Source organism: Deinococcus marmoris (genome assembly GCF_001949125.1).
In the GTDB taxonomy this organism is placed as follows: Bacteria; Deinococcota; Deinococci; order Deinococcales; family Deinococcaceae; genus Deinococcus; species Deinococcus marmoris_A.
The window spans coordinates 1-17,178 of the sequence record NZ_MSTI01000042.1 but is presented as its reverse complement, the minus strand read 5'-3'; the positions used below and the strand labels follow the sequence as shown (position 1 = coordinate 17,178).

Below are 17,178 nucleotides of genomic sequence, written 5' to 3'. Positions count from 1 at the left end.
GAGTTCAGCGGTCTGCTTGAAGCTGTTCCCACGCGTCACGTGCTCCACGATGCTCTCCACCCGCTCCCAGGGGAGTTTCACGTTCCACAGGGCAGTGCCTTTGAGTTCACTAAATTCCCGGGTGCAGGTCGAGCAGCGGAGCAACCGGCGTGGCCCCGAGCGCGTGTTGTACCACTTGCGGTGACGAATATTCCCGAGACCTGACTGTCCAGCGGCTGGACAGGCGGGGTTAAGGCAGCGGAAACTGTCGAGTGAGGGTGATTGCATACGTCCGGGGATACGCCCCGGACGCCCCTCATGTCAGGCATGTCGGTTATGATTCCAGCCTTCTACCAGATATTGGAAACACCTGGAAATCCGAACGGGAGAAATAGCGTCCTCATGGGCGTCTGTTCATGACGAGAGCGAGCAGGAGAAAAACGGGTTCTGGGCGTGGAGTGCGGACATCGGGACGGCACCGATGCCTGCCGCGTTACAGACGGAATCCGTATCAGGCTAAGCTGAGGCCGTGAGACGGAACATCGGCAGTGGCTCGCCCTGGGAAGCGAGCGTGGGCTACTCGCGCGTCGTGCGGGTGGGGAACGTGGTGCATGTGGCGGGAACCACCGCCACGGTGGACGGTGAGGTGGTGGGCGTGGACGACGCCTACGAGCAGACCCGCGTGGTTCTCGGGATCATCAGGGGCGCACTTGAGGAAGCCGGGGCCACGCTGGACAACGTGGTGCGGACCCGCATCTTCGTCACCGACATCTCGCGCTGGGAGGAGGTAGGCCGCGCCCACGGCGAGGTCTTCGGGGCCATCCGTCCGGCGGCAACGATGGTGCAGGTGGCCGCCCTGATCGACCCGCAGCATCTGGTGGAAATCGAGGTAGAGGCCATCATTTCGTGAACTTGGCCCCAGATTTGAAACGTCACACCGAGCTGGACGCCCGATTGCGTGACGCCATGCGCGCCGACAGCCGCATCACGCACGCGCTGGCTTACGGCAGTTTCACGCAGGGGACGGCGGACCGATTCAGCGATCTGGAATACTGGCTCTACCTCGAACCAGACGTGGAGTTCGACGTTCATAGGTGGCTCGAAAAGCTCACGCCTGTTTTACACAGCGTCGTAAACGAGTTCGGGGCGTTCAACGCGATCTTGCCGGGGTTGCTGCGGATGGAGCTGCACGCCGTTCCCAACACGTCGCTGGGCGAGCTGGAAAGCTGGGGCAACGAATACCTCTTTCCCGAACAAATGCTGGCTAAGGACGTGGACGGACGGCTAGCGGCGACCCTGCAAATGCTGACCGCGAAACCCCCGCCCCAGCCAGAGGCACAGGCCACGCTGGACCGTCTGCTGAACTGGCTGGCCTTCGGGCTGAACGTGCTGGCGCGCGGCGAACGCATCCGGGCGCATGGACTGTTGTGGTGGATTCAGAGTGGTCTGCTGACGCTGACCGCTGTGGAATCCGGCCACACGGCTTACCTGCTCAACCCGGCGCGGCTGGCCGAACGGCGATTGGATACGGAAACCCTGCGCCGATACGCGGCCATCACGGGCGGCGTGAATGATCTGGAGGAGGCTTACGCGGCGGCGGTAGGCTGGACGCTGGAACTGGCCGCCGGGCTGAACCTGACCATGAATGCAACACTGGCTGCCGAACTGCGGCAGTGGGCCGGGCGCAGTGGGCAACCCTGACCCGCGCCGCCGCGTACTGGATGACAGGAGGACCACCCATGAAATGGATTGCGATCAATCTGGGCCTCAATTTCGCTGTGCTGGCCGCCAAACTGAAGTGGGTCGGGGAACGCTGGCGACGCGAACGCCGCTGGGGCCGCCATCATGGCGTCACTGGAACGGATCATTTCCAGCCCGGCGCTGACGCGGGAATGGACGCCGGGAAAGGGCCGTTCTGAGCGCTGACCTGCTGCCGCCCCGTTCCCCCAGCCTGGGCCTGGGGCTGGCCGCGCTGGGACGACCCGGCTATATCAACCTGGGCCACGGCGAAGATCTGGACAACAAGACGGTGGACGCCATGCGCGCCCACGCCCGGACTGTGCTGGACGCCGCCTGGGACGCTGGCATCCGCTATTTCGATGCCGCCCGCAGCTACGGACGCGCCGAGGAGTTTCTGGGCGGCTGGCTGGCTGAACGCGGCCATACGGCAACGGTGGGCAGCAAGTGGGGCTACACCTACGTGGCCGACTGGCACACGGACGCCGACACCCACGAGGTCAAGAACCACGATCTGGACACGCTGGAACGGCAGTGGCCCGAAACGCTGGCAAGCCTGGGCCGCCCGCCAGACCTTTACCTGATCCACTCCGCGACGCTGGCTACAGGCGTGCTGGAGGACGGGCGGGTGCTGGCGCGGCTGGCCGAACTGGCAACACTGGGCGTGCGCGTGGGCCTGTCCACCAGCGGGCCGGGGCAGGCGGACACTTTGCGGCGGGCGCTGGCGGTCACAGTGGATGGCCTCAATCCCTTCAGCGCCGTGCAGGCCACCTGGAACCTGCTGGAGCCGTCGGCAGGAGGGGCACTGGCGGAAGCCCACGCGGCAGGCTGGACCGTGGTGGTCAAAGAGGCGGTGGCCAATGGACGGTTGACTAAACGCGCCACCATCCCACCCACACTGGCTGAAATCTGCGGAGAGTTAAGAGCCACTCCCGACGCTGTGGCCCTGGCCGCCGCCCTCGCGCAGCCGTGGGCCGATGTGGTGCTGAGTGGGGCGACGACGGTGCAGCAGCTTGAGAGCAATCTGGGGGCGCTGCGACTGAAATCAGATTTCTCCACGCTGGCTGGCCTTGCCGAATCGCCGGGGGAGTACTGGCAGACTCGGGCAGGGTTGAGTTGGAACTGATACGGACTCCGATTAGAGGGTGTTGAAAACACCCGTAATCCGAGCGGAGCGAGCAGGAGAAAAACGGGTTCCGGGCATGGAGTGGAGGGATCGGCGCTGTCCCGATTCCTGCCGCGTTACAGACGGAATCCGTATGAGCTATTCCTCTCCCCCACTCGCCAGTTCCTGCAAGGCGGGGCGAATGTTGACCAGTTCGGAAGTCGCGGTGTGCCACACCAGCACCGGATCGATGCCGAAATAATCGTGGGCCACCAGATTGCGGATATCGCGCAGGTAGGCCCACGGCACCTGCGGATGGCGGTCCTCCACGCTCTGCGGGATGAATTTGGTGGTCTCACCCAGCCGCGCGAGGTTTCGCAGCACGGCGTCGCGGGTCAATTCATCGTCGATAAAGCTGTCCAGCGTGTGGCCCTCCGTGTAGTCGCGCACGCGGTCCAGGGCGTCCAGCAGGTCATGCACACGCCACAGCCAGCGCTTGCGCCGAAAGGTGGTCTGGGGGTGGCGCGGCACTTGCATCACGTCCACGGCGTCACTCAGAATCTCGCGGCGCAGTTGGGGCTTCAGGCCGCCCTCGGTCAGCACGTCGATGCGGCGGCGCAGGGGGTCCTCGAACAGGTCCTTGACGTTCATCAGATCCAGCAGGCCCGCCTCGCTCACGAAGTCCACCAGCAGGTCCACATCCGACAGATCGGTGGCCTCACCACGCGCCACCGAACCGAAAATCCGCACGCGGGACGCGCCCATGCTGCGCCACTGAGGTTCCACAGAGCGGATGATGCGGGCCACCTCTTGCAGGCTGGTGTCGGGGCTGTATTGGCCAGGCGAAGCGGGCGAGGGTTCATTCATCCCCCGAAGATAACGGCTACAGGCACAGGCGGCGCAGGCACTAGCATCACGGGCATGATCGTCGCTGTGGGCCATGACCTGATCGAGATTTCGCGTATCCGCACCATGCTGGAGCGCGAGGGGCCGCGCGCCGGGAAGCTGTTTGCCCCCGAGGAACTGGCCTACTGCGCCCGCCTGAGCGATCCGGCCCCCAGCTTGGCCGCCCGCTTTGCCGCCAAGGAAGCCTTTCAGAAGGTCTGGCCCCGGCCACACGGCTGGCGCGACGTGTGGGTGGTCCGCACGCCCACGCCAGACGGTCCCTTTCCATTCACGCGGCCTTTCCTGGCCTTCGCACCCAACATCGGCGCAGAGATGACCGAGCGCGGCTGGGTGGCCCACCTGACGCTGACCCACACCAAGGAACACGCCTCGGCGGTGGTGGTGCTGGAGGAACGCTAGGCTGCTCCCCATGCCCATTCGCCTGATTGCCACCGATCTGGACGGCACCCTGCTGCGCCCGGACCTGAGCGTCAGCCCGCGCACCCGCCGGGCACTGGACGCGGCGCGGGCGGCGGGGATTGTGGTGGTTCCGGTGACGGCGCGGCAGCCGCGAGGAGTGCAGCGAATTGCAGAGGCGGCAGGATTTGAGGAATGGGCGCTGTGCGGAAACGGCGCACACGGCCTTCACCTGACCACCGGCGAGGTGCTGTTCGAGGCGCATGTGGAGGCAGCCGTGCAGCGCGCTCTGGCCGGGGCGCTGTCCGAGCGCGTGCCCGGCGTGCTGTTCGTCAGCGTGCGGCGCGGCGGCGAGGTCTTCGTGGCACAGGCGGGCTATGCCGACATCGCCCATTTCGAGGACCACAAGCGCGAACCCGGCGAGATGGGGCGTCATCTGCTGGACGACGTGCTGGCCGAACCCAGCCTGAAATTCATCGTGCGCCATCCCGAACTGACCCCACGTGAACTGCTGGCCGAGTTGCGCGCCCTGAATCTGGGCGGCTACGCCGTGACCCACAGCGGCGCACCGTTTCTGGAAGTGCTGGCCGAAGGAGTAAGCAAGGCGTGGGGGCTGGCGCGACTGTGCGAGAAGTTGGGCATCGCCCAGTCTGAGGTGCTGGCCTTCGGGGACGCCCCCAACGACGCCGAGATGCTGGCCTGGGCCGGGCGCGGTGTGGCAATGGCGAACGCCGAGGCCGAAGCACTGGAAGCGGCGGATGAGATGACCCTCAGCAATGCGGAGGACGGCGTGGCGGCGGTAATCGAGGAGCTTCTGGGCCAGCCCTGTTCAACTGCGCTCTAGCTTTCGATGGTCTCTCATCTGACAGCCTGAGCAATCCGGGCCGTGTACGCTTAGGCATGAACGCCAATGTGCCAATGAAAGGGTTGACGGTGGCCCTCGCCTTGCTGGTCCTGAATCCGTCGGCGCTGGCCCAGAACAGCCCTGCGGTCCCGGCTAAGCCCCCGGTCACTGCCCCAGCCGCCACGCGCACCCCCGCCGAACAGGCCGCGTTCACGCGTGGGCAGGCGCTGATGGCCGAGTTTCTGGCGCTCAAGGTGGAACGGCTGTGGAATACCTTCTCGCCGGATGTGAAGGCCCAGTACGGCACGCTGGACGGCTTCACGGCCTTTCGCAAAACGGGCGTCGAGCAGTACGGCAAGGAAACCAGACTGGTGCGCGAACGGACATTCATGCAGGGCGGCGAGGCGGTCTATGTCCGCAGCTCCATTTACGAGAAGTACCCCGATCAGGTCTGGGCCTTCGTGATGGGCTTCACGGGCCAGAAGGTGACCTCTTTCGGCGTGCTGCTGGAAGACGAGCGCACGAATGATCCGGTGGCGCTGGGCCGATCGATGGCCCAGTAGCGTCTGCTTAAGGCCCGCTCTGCTGCGCCAGCACCTGACCGTCGCCGTTGGTCACGGCAAAGGTGTACTGCTGGGCCTCCAGCTTTTGCCAGCCCACGCGCTGGCCCTCGCAGGCGTCGGGCAGGTCCACCTGGGATGGTGTGGGGTAGCGGCTTCCCACACTGCCCTGCCGGAACAGTTCCAGCGCGCGGGCCAGCGCAATGGCGCAGTTCTGAGCGGCAGCGCGAGCGGTCACGTCGTCTGCGTTGGCCACGCCGCTGTCACGTTGTCCGGCTCTCAGTTCGGCCACCTCGGTCTCCAGTGTGCCGATGCGGGCGCTGAGGGCCGCGATCTGCTGCGCGGCCTGGGGGTCTGGTGGCGGGGGGCGGCAAGCACTCAGCAGCAGCAGAGGCGCGAGCAGAAGAAAGCCGACTTTCATGCTGGACACGCTAGCGCCTGCCACGCAGAAGGGCGTGAACGCCTCGCCTCTCAGCTCTCGGAGGTTCCCAGCTCTCGGAGGTTCCCAGCTCTCGGAGGTTCAGCCCTCAGCGGTTCAGCACGCTCACGATTTCAATGTGGCTGGTCTGCGGATAGAAGTCGTGCGGCGTGACTTCACCCAGTTTCCAGCCGCGCCGCACCATGTCGCCCACGTCACGCGCCCAGGTAGCCGGATCGCAGGAGATGTACACCAGACGGTCAGCGGTGCTGGAATCGATATGAACGCGTGCCCCCTCCTCCAGCCCGGCGCGCGGGGGGTCCACCACGATCACGTCCGTTCCCAGTTCGCTGAAACGGGCGGCGTCGCCGTCGCGGTAGGTCACGTTGCCCTCCGGCTTCCCTGCCGCCACGCTCTCGGCCACGTCCTGCCGTCCACGGGCCAGGGCTTCGGGCGAGGCGTCCAGCACGGTCACACGGCGGAAGTTGGGGGCCAGATGGCGGCCAATCGCGCCCGCGCCGCCATAGAGGTCCACGGCATGTTCGCCGTTTCCGGCCAACTCGGCGGCCCGTTCGTAGGCCAGCCCCGCCGCCGCCGGATTGACCTGCGCGAAGCCGGTGGCGCTCACGCTGACCTGCACGCGACCGAACTGCTCGCGCACATCGGTCTCCCCGGCGATCAGGCGCACGCCCGCACTGAAGCGGCGTCCGGCAGGCTGGGCCAGTGAGACGCCCACCACTCCGGCCTCCATCAGATGCTCGCTGGCACGCATGAACACGCGCGGCTCCCCGGCCCCGATCAAGGCGGCCACCACTTCCCCGGTCAGGGCGCTGGCACGGAAGGCAATTTCAGTGGCGGGGTCCAGTTGGGCGGGGTCGATCCGGGCGACGATGGCCGAGATAGCCTCCATCACCAGCGGGTCCTCGGACACCACCAGCGGATCGTTGCCGCGCCGCTCGCGGTAGGCCAGCCCATCCGGCGTGACCAGATACTGCGCGGTGTTGCGGTAGTGCCACTCGCTGGGGCTGGGCACAGTCTCATTGACCTCGTGCTTCAGTTTGGCGATGCGGGTCAGCGCTTCCTGCACGAAGTCGCGTTTGTAACGCAGTTGGGCGGCGTAACTGGCGTGGCCCAGATCGGCGGTGGGAAGATTCGGGCCGTCCACGCGGTCCGGGCTGGCTTCCAGCACTTCCACCGTAACGGCCTGACGCACGCCCCGGCCCGCGCGCACGGTGGCCCGCACGCGTTCGCCGGGCAGCGCGCCGCGCACCAGCACCACGCCGTCCTCGTCACGGGCCAGCCCCAGACCCCCCGCGACAAGCTTCTCTATTTCCAGCGTTAACACTTCGGGTTGTGGGGCAGGTTGGGGGGCAGCTTCAGACATCAGACCTTCAGGGTAGCGCGGCGCGGGCGCGGCAACCGTTCACACACTTCTGTTCAGCGCAGCCTCGGCCAGTTTCAAACCTTCGGGCGTGTCCACATCCAGCAGCATGGCAGCGGGAAAATTCAGTGTCAGCGCCGAGTTTCCCTGGGCGGCGATGATCCGCCGGGGACCGTGATCGGCGTCGGGCAGGATCAGCAATTCGGGCAGGAGGTCCGCGCGCAGCAGATGGGGCGGGGCGCGCACGGCATCCTCTCCAGTTCCGTAGGCGGCCATCACGACGGGCGCATTCGTCTCCCTGAAGGCTGAAAGCAGACCCAGGTGAAGGTCCGCCGTCACCAGCGGCATATCCGCCAGCGTGAATGACGCACCGTCCAGACCGGGGGGCAGATGGGCGGCAGCCACCCGGAAAGAGGAGGCCAGCCCCAGCTCAGGCTGCGGGTTGACGGCGAAGGTGAAAGGCAGGTCAGCCAATGCGGCGCGAATACCCTCGCCCACCGCGCCGGGGGGAATGACGGCCAGCAGCGGTGAATAAACCCCGGCCAGCGCCCGCGCCGCGTACAGGCACAGCGGCTGCCCCGCCAGCTCTGCCAACTGTTTGGGACGGCCCATGCGCGTGCTGCGGCCAGCGGCGAGGAGAACGCCTGCGACGGCTGGGGGTTGGGGGGGCATGGGGCCAGGATAGCGGGGGCGGGCGGGAACAGTCTGCCCAAACCTCCTACCGGCCTGCATCAAGAGGGGCCGGGAACTCCGCTCACCGTCCGGGCTGTCCTGCCCGCCTACAATCGGGGGACATCTACAACCGTCAACCTTCTTCCATCAACAAAAGGAGCGTCAACCATGAAACTCAATTACTCAGGACAGGAACAGGTCAAGGCCGCCCCCGCCGTCGTGTGGGCCTTCGTGCAGGACCCCGAACGGGTGGCCCGCTGCCTGCCAGACGTGCAGGAAGTGACGGTGCAGGACGCCAACCACATGGAAGCCACCGTGCAGGTGGGCGTGGGTATGGTGCGCGGCAAATTCAAGTTCAAGATTGAGGTCCTGCCCGACGAGGCGGCAGGCCGCGTGAATGTCAACGTGCGCGGCGGCGGACTGGGCAGCGTAGTGGACCTGACGGCGGGGGCGAACGTGGTGGACAACGGCGACGGCACCACGGCGCTGGACTGGACCGGCGAGGCCAGCATGCGCGGCCCGGTGGCCTCGGTGGGCGGGCGGATGCTGGACGTTCAGGCCAAGAAACTGATCGAGAAGACCTTTGAGAACATGGGCACAGCCATGAGCGCGGCGGGCGGAACGCTGGCGTAGAGGCGTCCCCTGCCGTTCAGTCCAGTTCCGGCAGCGTCATCTGCTCCAGCAGTTGCACGGCGGTCACGACTCCATGCGGGGAAACGGACAGCACGCGGCGCTCGGCCAGGGTCCACAACGCGCGGTGAACGGCCATCTCGGCCTCGGCGCTGCCACCGGGGGCCAGACGGTCCAGCAGCGTGGTGTAACGCAGCGGTCCCGCTTCCGCCGTGCCACCCGCCCAGATCGTCGCCCCGGCCACCAGGGTCAGGATGCGGCGCTGCTCTGGGGTCTCGGCGCGGTCCAGCAACTGCTGACGGGCCTGGACGCGGCGGATACGGGCGTCGCGTTCACGGCGGCGCGTCTCCAGCAGCGCGGCCACCTCATCGGGCGTGGCCTCGCCCCGGCGGGCGCGCGATTCGCTGATCAGGCGTTCCAGATGACGGTCCGCGCCCTCGCCTGCACGGGTCCGCACCGCCTCGGCGCGGTCACGGACCAGTCCGGCAGCGCCCTGCACGCGCGGATCGTTGAGGGCACTCTGGGCGGCGCGGCGGGCGGTGTCGCGCAGAGAGCTGCCGCCTTCGGTTGAGCTGGAATCGGGTTCACGCAAGGCTCGGGTCACGCGCAGCAGGGTCTTGAAGTTGGGGCGTCGGCGGGTCATGCGTCCTCCAGGCAAACAGGCAGGCCAATAAGAAAGGGGGAAAGTGAAACTACGTCTCTCCCTTATAGCGGAGGCGGGGGCAGGAGAACGTCACCCGAAAGTGAATCCCAACGCCACCCACACGTTCACTCTTTCTCACCCTTGCGCGACGCCAGAAAGCGCTGCTGGGTTTCCCAGGCCCGCCGCCCGGCCTCGCCGCCGGAATCGTCCACGCCCGCGATCTGGCGCACCTGCTCCAGCGCCCGCGTCAGCTCATTCAGATCGCGCTGGTCCTCAGCCTGGGCCTTCCAGGCGTTGACCGTGTTGGGCAGGTAATCCGTCAGGCCCTGCCGGGCGTCGTAGGAGCGGCGGGTATCGCCATTCTTCCCCGCCTCGGCGGCCACCGTCTCCAGATGCTCCACGGTGGCAAAGACCTGTCCGGCCACAGCAGGTGGCAGGCCCCGGCACAGCGCACGAATGTCTATCTCGGAGATGGTCTCGCCGCTGGACTGGACGGGGAGGGCGGGAACGGCGGCGGGTTGTTTCATCTCTTCCACGTCCGGCACAGAAGCCGAGCCAGTGCGGACCGTCAGCATGGCGGCGGCCAGTGCCAGAGCCGCCACCACCAGCACCAGGATCATCAGTGCCGGATTGCCCTCGGTGAAGATGCCTGCCACCGCGAACACGGGAATGATCAACCGGAAGGTGCGCCGGAAACCCGGCAGGGTCAGCAGCGTGGTCATTCCCCGCTGCGCCTGCGCCGAGACGAAGTAAAGCCCCGTGAGCAGGGCCACCAGTCCCAGCAGGGTGAACCCTACCACCGCGTTGCCCTCGCTGAAGATCAGGCCAATCGCAAACAGCGCAATCAGTGTGCCGCCCAGCATGGACAGCGGATCGTTCCGGCGCTGGGCGCGGCGTTCGGCCCGGCGCTGCTGTTTTTCAATATCGTCGGCCATCTTGCGGCGATTATGCACCCCACCGCCGCTGTGCGCTTCGCCCAACGCTATTCCAGCGCGTCCAGCCGTCGCCAGCCCAGCCGCAAGCTGAGCCACGTTCCCAGCACTGTTGCCAGCGTCAGGCCGATCAGTCCCAGCACGCCCTCAGGCGTTCCCAGCGCATACAGGCCGGGAAAGAGGTCCGGGCGCAGCACGCTGCCCGCCGCCGGACGCGCCAGCAGCAGCAGGCACAGCACCGAGTACGCCAGACTCAGGCCCATGAAGGCCAGCCCGCCGGGACTGACGCCGATTTCTGCCGGGTTGTCGGCGTCAAATTTGGGGGCCGCCGCACCCAGGCCCACACCCAGCGCCGTGATCACAAAGGCGTTGCTGACGCTGACCAGCACACTCAGGAGCAGCAGGGTGGGTCCCAGGTCCATGCTGCGGGCGCTGGCAATGCCCATGACTAGCCCCAGCGTGAGTGTGACGGGCAGCACGCCGTAAAACTTGCTCAGCACAATCTGCTGGGCGCTGATCGGGCCGGTTCGCAGCAGCCAGTACGCCTTGGCCTCGGTGCTGAGGGCGGGAAAGGCCAGCCGCACGGCCACACCGGAGACGATAAAGCCCTGAAAGGCCAGTTGCACGTAGCCCAGGATGCCCCGGAACTGCGGAATGGGAATCGGCACAGCTTTCACGCTGACCAGATACACGCCCGCCAGCGCCACCACCACCAGCAGTTGGCTCCACTGCGTCGGATCGCGCAGGGTCACGCGCAGGTCCTTGTAGGCGAGGCTGCCGCCGGGGCCGAGGCGAGCAAACAGCCTTTCTGTCAGCGTGGCCCGCTTCGGCGTCGGGTCCAGCCGGGGCGTGCTGGAATCCAGCGCCCGCGCCCAGCCGTCCTGATAGGCGCGGGTGGCGAGGGCCGTGGCGGCGGCCAGCAGGCCCACCGTGAGGATCAGCAGGGGCAGCAACCCCCAGTCCAGCCGTCCCTGCGCCGCGCCCCAGATGCTCTGCGAGGCCCACACCGGGGGCAGAAACGGGCTGCTAGGGCTGGCAAAATTCTTGAGCAGGGTTTCAAACTGCGCCGGGTCCTGCATCTTCTGAATCAGGACCTCGGGGCGCAGGGCGCGGATGGCGTAGACCAGTCCGGCGCTGATCAGCACACCCAGTCCGGTGCTGACCTCGCGTACGCGGCCCACCGGGGCCACACGCATCAGCAGCACGGCCAGCAATGCGCCCAGGCCCACCGGAGCGGCGAAAGTCATCAGGGCGGTCAGCACCATCAGCGGGTAGGCCCAGACTGGCGCGTGGAAAAACACGCCCACCGTCAGCAGCAGCGGAATGGTCAGGAACACCGGCACCATCGCCGTGTTCAGGAAGGTCTCGGAAACCTTCAGGGCAAAGACGCGCCATGTTTTGATCGGCTGGGTGAGCAGGAAATTCAGGTCCTCGCTGAGATACAAAGTAGAAATGGCGGCGGTGGTGGCGCTGAAGGTCACGCCGCTGGACAGGGTGATCAGGCCGATTTCCAGCACGCGGGCAAAGACGTTGGTGCCGATGCTGCCGAATGACCCCAGGAAATTCAGCGCCCTCCAGATGCCGTAGACCTCGCCCCAGACGAGCAACACCGCCAGCAGGGCAACGAAGACGTAGCCCCACTTCGGCCCCCGCCGCAGCGTGTGGCGCAGGGCGGTCAGCTTGAGGTTCAGGAGGCTGGGTTGGCGCAGAGGCTGGATGGTGGGGGCGGGGCGGGTGGTCATGGGGTGGGTTGATGGTTGAAGGGTGATGGTTGATGGAGGCGGACACGGATGGGACAGGTTCGCTTCTGGGTGGCCCCCCCTCCCCGGCCCTCCCCCACGAGGAGGGAGGGAGAAAAGCTCGCGGCCCTCAGCAAGCCATTCATCCTGCCGCCACCACTTCCCGCCGCTGCCTTTCTTCCTCCTGCTCCTCTTCCATCAGGCGGAAGAAGATGCGTTCCAGACTGTCGCCGTGGACGCCCCCGGCTGCCGTGCCAGTGCGGGTGCGCAGGTCATCCATCGTGCCCTCGCCCAGCACGCGGCCCCGGTCCAGCACCACCAGGCGGTCACACACGGCCTCGGCCAGCGGCAGGCTGTGGGTGGTCAGCAGCACCGTGCGGCCCCGGTCTGCATGGGCGCGAAACAGTTCGCGCACCTGCCGGGCGGCGTGGGGGTCCAGGCCCACCATCGGCTCGTCAATGATCAGCACGCCGGGATCGGGCAGCATGGCGGAGATGATCGCCACCTTCTGCCGCATCCCATGCGAGAAGGTCTCGATCAATTCGTTGCCGAAGTCCTCCAGGCGAAACAGCGTGAGCCAGCGGTCAATCTCGGCGTCTGCGCCCTCCACCTTGTAGAGCTGGCCCACGAAGCGCAGCAATTCGCGGGCGGTCAGCTTGCCGTACAGGTACGGACGATCCGGGATGTAGCCGAAGGCAGCTTTTGCTTTCACCGGCTCCTTCCACACGTCAAACCCAGCCACGCGCACGGTGCCGGAAGTCGGGCGCGTCAGGCCCACCAGCGCGCGGATGGTTGTGGTCTTCCCTGCCCCGTTGCTGCCCAGCAGGCCAAAGACCGCGCCGGGCTGCACGGTAAAGCTGAGGTCCTGCACGGCCTCGTGTGCGCCGTAGCGTTTGCTGTAGTGGCTGACCTCGATCATTGGGTAAAGTTTAGGCCGGGCGGAATGACAGGGGACTGACTCGGATTCAGGGGACGGGTTCGGGTTCAGTTGCGCCGTCCGTGTACTCCAGTTGGCCGGTCAGCCGCCGTGCCAGAACCTCGAACGCCTCCTGCCGCGCGTCATCCGTCGCTGCGCCCAGCACGAGCCGGAGTTCCTGGGCAACCGCTGGAGCCTTGGCCTCCAGATCGTCCAGCCAATGTTCACGTTTCACGTCCCACCAGCCACCAGCGGCGTACAGGGACCGCATCACCAGCGGGCCGAGCGCCGCCATGACAGTCAGCGCGTGAACCGGAGTTTGGCGGCTGGCGCGGGCGTCCATCACGACGTCCACCAGCATGAACTGTGTGGATGGACTGACAGGTCTGGGCGTGGGGCCAGCGGCATAGAGGGCACAGGCCTCGGCCATTAGCGCGTCCAGATCAGGATGAGGCAGCACCGCCCGGCCCTGGGCAAACATGGTGATCGTCGCGGCGTCCTCTGCGGCGAACATGGCACGCACCTTGCGGACCGGATTGTGAAAGACCTCCACGGGCACGCCGTCCACCACGAAATTGCTGCGCCAGCGGTGATCACCCGTCACCAGCGCGTGAAAATTCAGATCGCTGTAGACGTTGGCCTCCCCACGCGCCGCAGAGCCGCACCACAGCGCCGCGTAAACGCCCGGTGTGGCGGCAATGCGCTTCAAAACGGCGGGCAGTGCAGCTTCCAGGCGGGTCTGATGGGGACTGCCGTCGATCTTCACCCATAGATTTTAGGACAGGCGGATGTCAGGACAGGGCCGGGTGTCTGGCCTCGTCCATCTGCTCGTCCTGAACATCGCTCTGCCATTCCAGCCGCAAATCCTGCGCGGTCAGCCAGTGGTTCAGGGTGTACTCGGCGCGGGCCAGTTCCGAGACGGTGCCGTGGGCCACCTCGATGGCCTGCCGCAATTCGTCGGAGGTCAAGAAACCCGCCTCCCAGGCCGCCAGCAATTCATCGGTGTCGGCAATTTCTGCGCCCAGACCGTCGTGCAACACGATGTCCAGGTACAGGTCACGCACGCTCCAGACGCCGCCCTCGCGGGTGATCTGGGCCACGTCGATGTAATAATCATGCTCGCGCCGTCCGTGAAAGGCGTAGCGGCAGACCACCAGATGCTGCGCGGGCAGCAGGTGCGCCTGCCAGTGGCGAATGCGCGGATGCCCAACGAAATCGCGGGCCACATACAGGCCCGCGCTCGTCTCTCGGTAGGTTTTCACGGCGCGCACGCCGGTATTTGTGTAATGACATTTTGCCTGAACATCGTGCCGCTCCACCTTGACCGGATGCGCGTGAGGAAGCATGGGCCAGCGTACCCGAAGACGCCCCAATTGACCGGGAGGAATCTAACATCCCCGTTCGGAATGCCGGGACTGCCTGGAGATTACACGATGGGCAGCGCGTCCAGCATTCCGAAGTCGTGCGGTATGAACAGGCTGCCCTCGGTGGTCCCGCCTTCCGAAAGTTTCGAGAGGGTGGCCTCCAGTTCACCTGCACCGATCTCTCCTGCCAGGAAAGCGCGGTGGGCGCGGATGACCTCGCGCACCTGCTCTGGCGTTTCGTGAACGAATTCGAGGCGCAAGTCGTGCAGGCCCGCCGCCAGCCAGTCCTTCAGATGAGCGGCGGCGATCTGCGGACGGCCCTCGAACACGGTGTTGCGGCAGCCCACGTCGGCCATCACCGGATGCGTGCGCCCGCGTTCGTCGCGCAGGGCTATGCGGTGGGTTTCGCAGGGGTGGCCGCAGTTGGTGTAATCCGTGCCGTCGCTCAGGAAACGGCAGAACACGCAATGCTCGGTGTGAAAAACGGGCAGGTGACCGTAGGCGATGACCTCCAGTCGTCCGGGGCCAACCAATCCGGCCAGTTCCGTGATCTGCTGCGCGTTCAGGTCATGCGTGGGCGTCAGCCTGTCGAGGCCCAGCTCTAGCAGCGCACGGGCGGTCAGGACATTGGCGGCGTTCAGGGAAAAGTCGCCGGTCAACTCGGTTTCGCCCGCGTCCTGCAAGCCTTCCAGCAGACCGCCGCTGCGAACCAGAATCCCGGCGTCCAGCGACAGCAGGAACTTCTGCAAGTTCTGTTCCGTGGGCTTGAGGATGCGCGGACTCGCCACCCGCACGGCGATTCCAGCAGCTTTCACGCGCTCCACGCTGGGTTTCAGGCCATACAGTTCCAGATAATCCAGGGTGATGGAATCCGGCGCTTCGGCCAGGGCCGCGTCCAGTTGTTCAGGGGTGCGGACGAGGATGTGGAGACGCGGGTTTTCAGTCCTCTGTTCATCCATTGGACGTGAGACGGTGGAAAGGACATGGTCCAGCACACCCTCGATCCGCCGTGCCGGAGCCTGCGCCCGCAGTTCGGTCAATCCTTCCACCACTTCCCGCCGCAGTCCGTTCAGGGCGCTGACGGGCAAAAAGCCCTCGCCGCGCAAATCCACACTCAGTTCTTGCAGGTGATAGCCAGTGCCACCGAGTTTCCCCAGTTGCTCTCTCAAACCGGATTCGTCCAGCGCACGGTTGCGGGCAGGCGATAGGGGTTCGGGGAGACTGGCGGTGAAGCTGTGGCCTGCCTCATCGGTCAAGGTGAGCTGGGGCGGCTGCCCGACATGGCCCACGAAATGGGCGCTGATCGGGCGCGTATAGACCGGATCGCCCGCCTCGATCAGCGCTTTGACGCGGGCATTCAGGCTGGGGTCATGCGTGCGCCAGACCGGATCGCCCACGCGAACGCGCGAGCCGTCCACCGCGCCGCGCCCGAAGCGCAGTTCGTAGACGCCCCCGGCCCGCACGTCCTCAGTCTGCTGTCCGTTCTGCCACAACCCGTACAGGAAACCGCCTTCCTCGCGGCCCTCGGGTGTGCGCCAGTTGGCGGGATCAAAGACCAGACCGTCGCCGGGCTTGAGGGGTTCGGACAGTTCAGCCAGCACACCGCGTTCAGTGACGCCCCGTACGGTGCCGACAGGCACGCCCCGGTGCCTCGGCGCACGCCCACGCACCACCGTCTGGTGGTTGGTCCCGGCCATGAAATGCGGGGCCAGACCACGCGAGTAGACCTGCTCCAGATCCTGCTCCTGCTGCGGCGTGATGCTCAGCGGCAGGCCCGCCCACGCCTCGTCCACGGCCTGACGGTAGGCGGCGGTGGTCAGGGCCACGAATTCGGCGTCCTTGTAACGCCCCTCGATTTTCAGGCAGTTGACGCCGATTCGCACCAGTTCCGGCACCTGATGCAGCGCGTAGAGGTCACCGGGGGAAAGCAGGTAGCGGGCGTCGCCCAGATCACGGTATTCACCATCTACCAGCAGGTCATAGGGCAGGCGGCACGCCTGGGCGCACTGGCCCCGGTTGGCGCTGCGGCCCCCCCACGCCTCGGAGGAAAAGCACTGGCCGCTATAGCTGACGCACAGTGCGCCGTGAACGAAGGTTTCCAACTCCACGTCCGTCTGATTAGCGATGCGCTCAATGTCTTTCAGGCTCAGCTCGCGGCCCAGCACCACGCGGCTGGCCCCGAAGCGGCGGGCGTGTTCGGCCCCCTCGGCGGAGGTGATGCTCATCTGCGTGCTGCCGTGGATAGGCAGATCGGGGCAGATCTGCTGGGCGAGGCGGGCGACACCGTGATCCTGCACGATCAGGGCGTCCACACCGGCCTCAGCCAGCGCCATCAGTTGGCGTTCGGCATCCCGCAATTCGCGGTCAAAGACCAGCACGTTGAAGGTGACGAAGCCCTGCACCCCGCGCGCGTGCAGGCTGCGCATGATCTCGGGCAGGGCCTCGGCGTCAAAACCGACTTTGGCCCGCGCGTGAAAGCCCGCGCCATCCGCCCGGCCCTCGCCACTCGCCGGATTGACGCCGAAGAACACCGCGTCGGCCCCGGCTTCCACCGCTGCCTTCAGTTGGGGAAAGCCTCCCACTGGACTCATGACTTCAGGCTTGACTCGGGGACGCAACATAACAGGGCAGTGTACGGGCTAGGAGGCAGGGCATATGGGCGAGGGGAACAAAGCGAGTATGCCCGCCCCCATAGCACCAGCCCACACATCAACGGCCCTTATCAATGGTTCGGACAGTTTTGACGAAAAATTGAAATGGACCAAAAAACGGGTCTCCGCTAGGGTGAAGTTCTCAAGACTGCCCCCAGGAGACCCGATGACCATTTTACCCGTACTGCTGACTTTGCTTCATCTTCCTCTTACCCAACAGCGCTTCTTCCTCCACCTGATGCCGCTGTGGCAGGCCATTCCTGGCCGAATCAATGCATTGAATCTCAGCCGCTACAGCGGCTGGG

At 66.1% G+C, this 17,178-nt stretch carries 19 protein-coding genes and 1 pseudogene; 8 read left to right on the top strand and 12 right to left on the bottom strand.

Annotated features, from left to right (window positions below; genetic code table 11):
• Positions 1-267 (bottom strand): annotated as a pseudogene (locus BOO71_RS29290) (IS1 family transposase); the annotation flags it as partial.
• A gap of 241 nt (positions 268-508) precedes the next feature.
• On the opposite strand from BOO71_RS29290, the gene BOO71_RS06430 reads away from it, so the two are divergent.
• The 4 genes from BOO71_RS06430 to BOO71_RS06415 all read left to right on the top strand — a co-directional run bounded on the left by BOO71_RS06430 (position 509) and on the right by BOO71_RS06415 (position 2,842).
• Complete coding sequence (locus tag BOO71_RS06430; RefSeq protein ID WP_075831135.1) at positions 509-889, top strand: RidA family protein; 381 nt, start codon at positions 509-511, stop codon at positions 887-889.
• A gap of 14 nt (positions 890-903) precedes the next feature.
• Positions 904-1,680 (top strand): hypothetical protein, encoded by a 777-nt coding sequence (locus BOO71_RS06425; RefSeq protein ID WP_139322789.1) that lies wholly within the window; start codon positions 904-906, stop codon positions 1,678-1,680.
• A 38-nt stretch (positions 1,681-1,718) separates the two neighbouring features.
• Complete coding sequence (locus tag BOO71_RS06420; protein WP_075831133.1) at positions 1,719-1,898, top strand: hypothetical protein; 180 nt, start codon at positions 1,719-1,721, stop codon at positions 1,896-1,898.
• A gap of 119 nt (positions 1,899-2,017) precedes the next feature.
• Positions 2,018-2,842, top strand: coding sequence for an aldo/keto reductase (locus tag BOO71_RS06415; RefSeq protein ID WP_083653115.1), 825 nt, complete (start codon positions 2,018-2,020; stop codon positions 2,840-2,842).
• 138 nt (positions 2,843-2,980) lie between these two features.
• Here BOO71_RS06415 and BOO71_RS06410 read toward each other — a convergent pair whose 3' ends face one another.
• Positions 2,981-3,688: a HepT-like ribonuclease domain-containing protein gene (locus BOO71_RS06410; protein WP_075831131.1), complete on the bottom strand. Its 708-nt coding sequence runs from the start codon at positions 3,686-3,688 to the stop codon at positions 2,981-2,983.
• 54 nt (positions 3,689-3,742) lie between these two features.
• Here BOO71_RS06410 and BOO71_RS06405 point away from each other — a divergent pair, with 54 nt between their 5' ends.
• From BOO71_RS06405 to BOO71_RS06395, 3 genes are read left to right on the top strand one after another with little or no spacing between them, the layout of a single operon-like run.
• Positions 3,743-4,126: a 4'-phosphopantetheinyl transferase superfamily protein gene (locus tag BOO71_RS06405; RefSeq protein ID WP_075831130.1), complete on the top strand. Its 384-nt coding sequence runs from the start codon at positions 3,743-3,745 to the stop codon at positions 4,124-4,126.
• A gap of 10 nt (positions 4,127-4,136) precedes the next feature.
• Positions 4,137-4,967: a Cof-type HAD-IIB family hydrolase gene (locus BOO71_RS06400; protein WP_075831129.1), complete on the top strand. Its 831-nt coding sequence runs from the start codon at positions 4,137-4,139 to the stop codon at positions 4,965-4,967.
• Positions 4,968-5,023: 56 nt separating this feature from the next.
• Positions 5,024-5,530: a hypothetical protein gene (locus BOO71_RS06395; RefSeq protein WP_075831128.1), complete on the top strand. Its 507-nt coding sequence runs from the start codon at positions 5,024-5,026 to the stop codon at positions 5,528-5,530.
• Between the two features lie 7 nt (positions 5,531-5,537).
• Here the strand turns inward: BOO71_RS06395 and BOO71_RS06390 are convergent, their stop codons facing one another.
• From BOO71_RS06390 to BOO71_RS06380, 3 genes are all read right to left on the bottom strand, one after another.
• The gene (locus tag BOO71_RS06390; protein WP_075831127.1) at positions 5,538-5,948 is read right to left on the bottom strand and encodes a hypothetical protein; all 411 of its coding nucleotides are present in this window, start codon (positions 5,946-5,948) and stop codon (positions 5,538-5,540) included.
• A 106-nt stretch (positions 5,949-6,054) separates the two neighbouring features.
• Positions 6,055-7,329 (bottom strand): class I SAM-dependent RNA methyltransferase, encoded by a 1,275-nt coding sequence (locus BOO71_RS06385; protein ID WP_075831126.1) that lies wholly within the window; start codon positions 7,327-7,329, stop codon positions 6,055-6,057.
• A gap of 39 nt (positions 7,330-7,368) precedes the next feature.
• Positions 7,369-7,998, bottom strand: coding sequence for a nucleotidyltransferase family protein (locus tag BOO71_RS06380; protein ID WP_075831125.1), 630 nt, complete (start codon positions 7,996-7,998; stop codon positions 7,369-7,371).
• 168 nt (positions 7,999-8,166) lie between these two features.
• Here BOO71_RS06380 and BOO71_RS06375 point away from each other — a divergent pair, with 168 nt between their 5' ends.
• Positions 8,167-8,631, top strand: coding sequence for an SRPBCC family protein (locus tag BOO71_RS06375; protein ID WP_075831124.1), 465 nt, complete (start codon positions 8,167-8,169; stop codon positions 8,629-8,631).
• A 16-nt stretch (positions 8,632-8,647) separates the two neighbouring features.
• Here the strand turns inward: BOO71_RS06375 and BOO71_RS06370 are convergent, their stop codons facing one another.
• The 7 genes from BOO71_RS06370 to BOO71_RS06340 all read right to left on the bottom strand — a co-directional run bounded on the left by BOO71_RS06370 (position 8,648) and on the right by BOO71_RS06340 (position 16,843).
• Entirely contained in the window at positions 8,648-9,271 is a 624-nt protein-coding gene (locus BOO71_RS06370; RefSeq protein WP_075831123.1) for a hypothetical protein, read from the bottom strand.
• Positions 9,272-9,396: 125 nt separating this feature from the next.
• Positions 9,397-10,302 carry a hypothetical protein gene (locus tag BOO71_RS06365; protein WP_139322788.1) on the bottom strand — a complete coding sequence of 302 codons (906 nt, stop codon included), beginning with the start codon at positions 10,300-10,302 and terminating at the stop codon, positions 9,397-9,399.
• Positions 10,254-11,945, bottom strand: coding sequence for a putative ABC transporter permease subunit (locus BOO71_RS06360; RefSeq protein ID WP_075831121.1), 1,692 nt, complete (start codon positions 11,943-11,945; stop codon positions 10,254-10,256). Before BOO71_RS06360 ends, BOO71_RS06365 begins: the two co-directional genes overlap by 49 nt.
• 139 nt (positions 11,946-12,084) lie before the next feature.
• Positions 12,085-12,861, bottom strand: coding sequence for an ABC transporter ATP-binding protein (locus tag BOO71_RS06355; protein ID WP_075831120.1), 777 nt, complete (start codon positions 12,859-12,861; stop codon positions 12,085-12,087).
• 46 nt (positions 12,862-12,907) lie between these two features.
• A complete protein-coding gene (locus BOO71_RS28670; protein ID WP_254843053.1) occupies positions 12,908-13,624 on the bottom strand; it encodes a hypothetical protein in 717 nt (238 codons plus the stop codon).
• Between the two features lie 25 nt (positions 13,625-13,649).
• Positions 13,650-14,204, bottom strand: a complete 555-nt coding sequence (locus tag BOO71_RS06345) for a DUF402 domain-containing protein (protein WP_075831119.1) — start codon at positions 14,202-14,204, stop codon at positions 13,650-13,652.
• 80 nt (positions 14,205-14,284) lie between these two features.
• Positions 14,285-16,843 carry a U32 family peptidase gene (locus BOO71_RS06340; RefSeq protein WP_175607383.1) on the bottom strand — a complete coding sequence of 853 codons (2,559 nt, stop codon included), beginning with the start codon at positions 16,841-16,843 and terminating at the stop codon, positions 14,285-14,287.
• Positions 16,844-17,178: the final 335 nt, after the last annotated feature.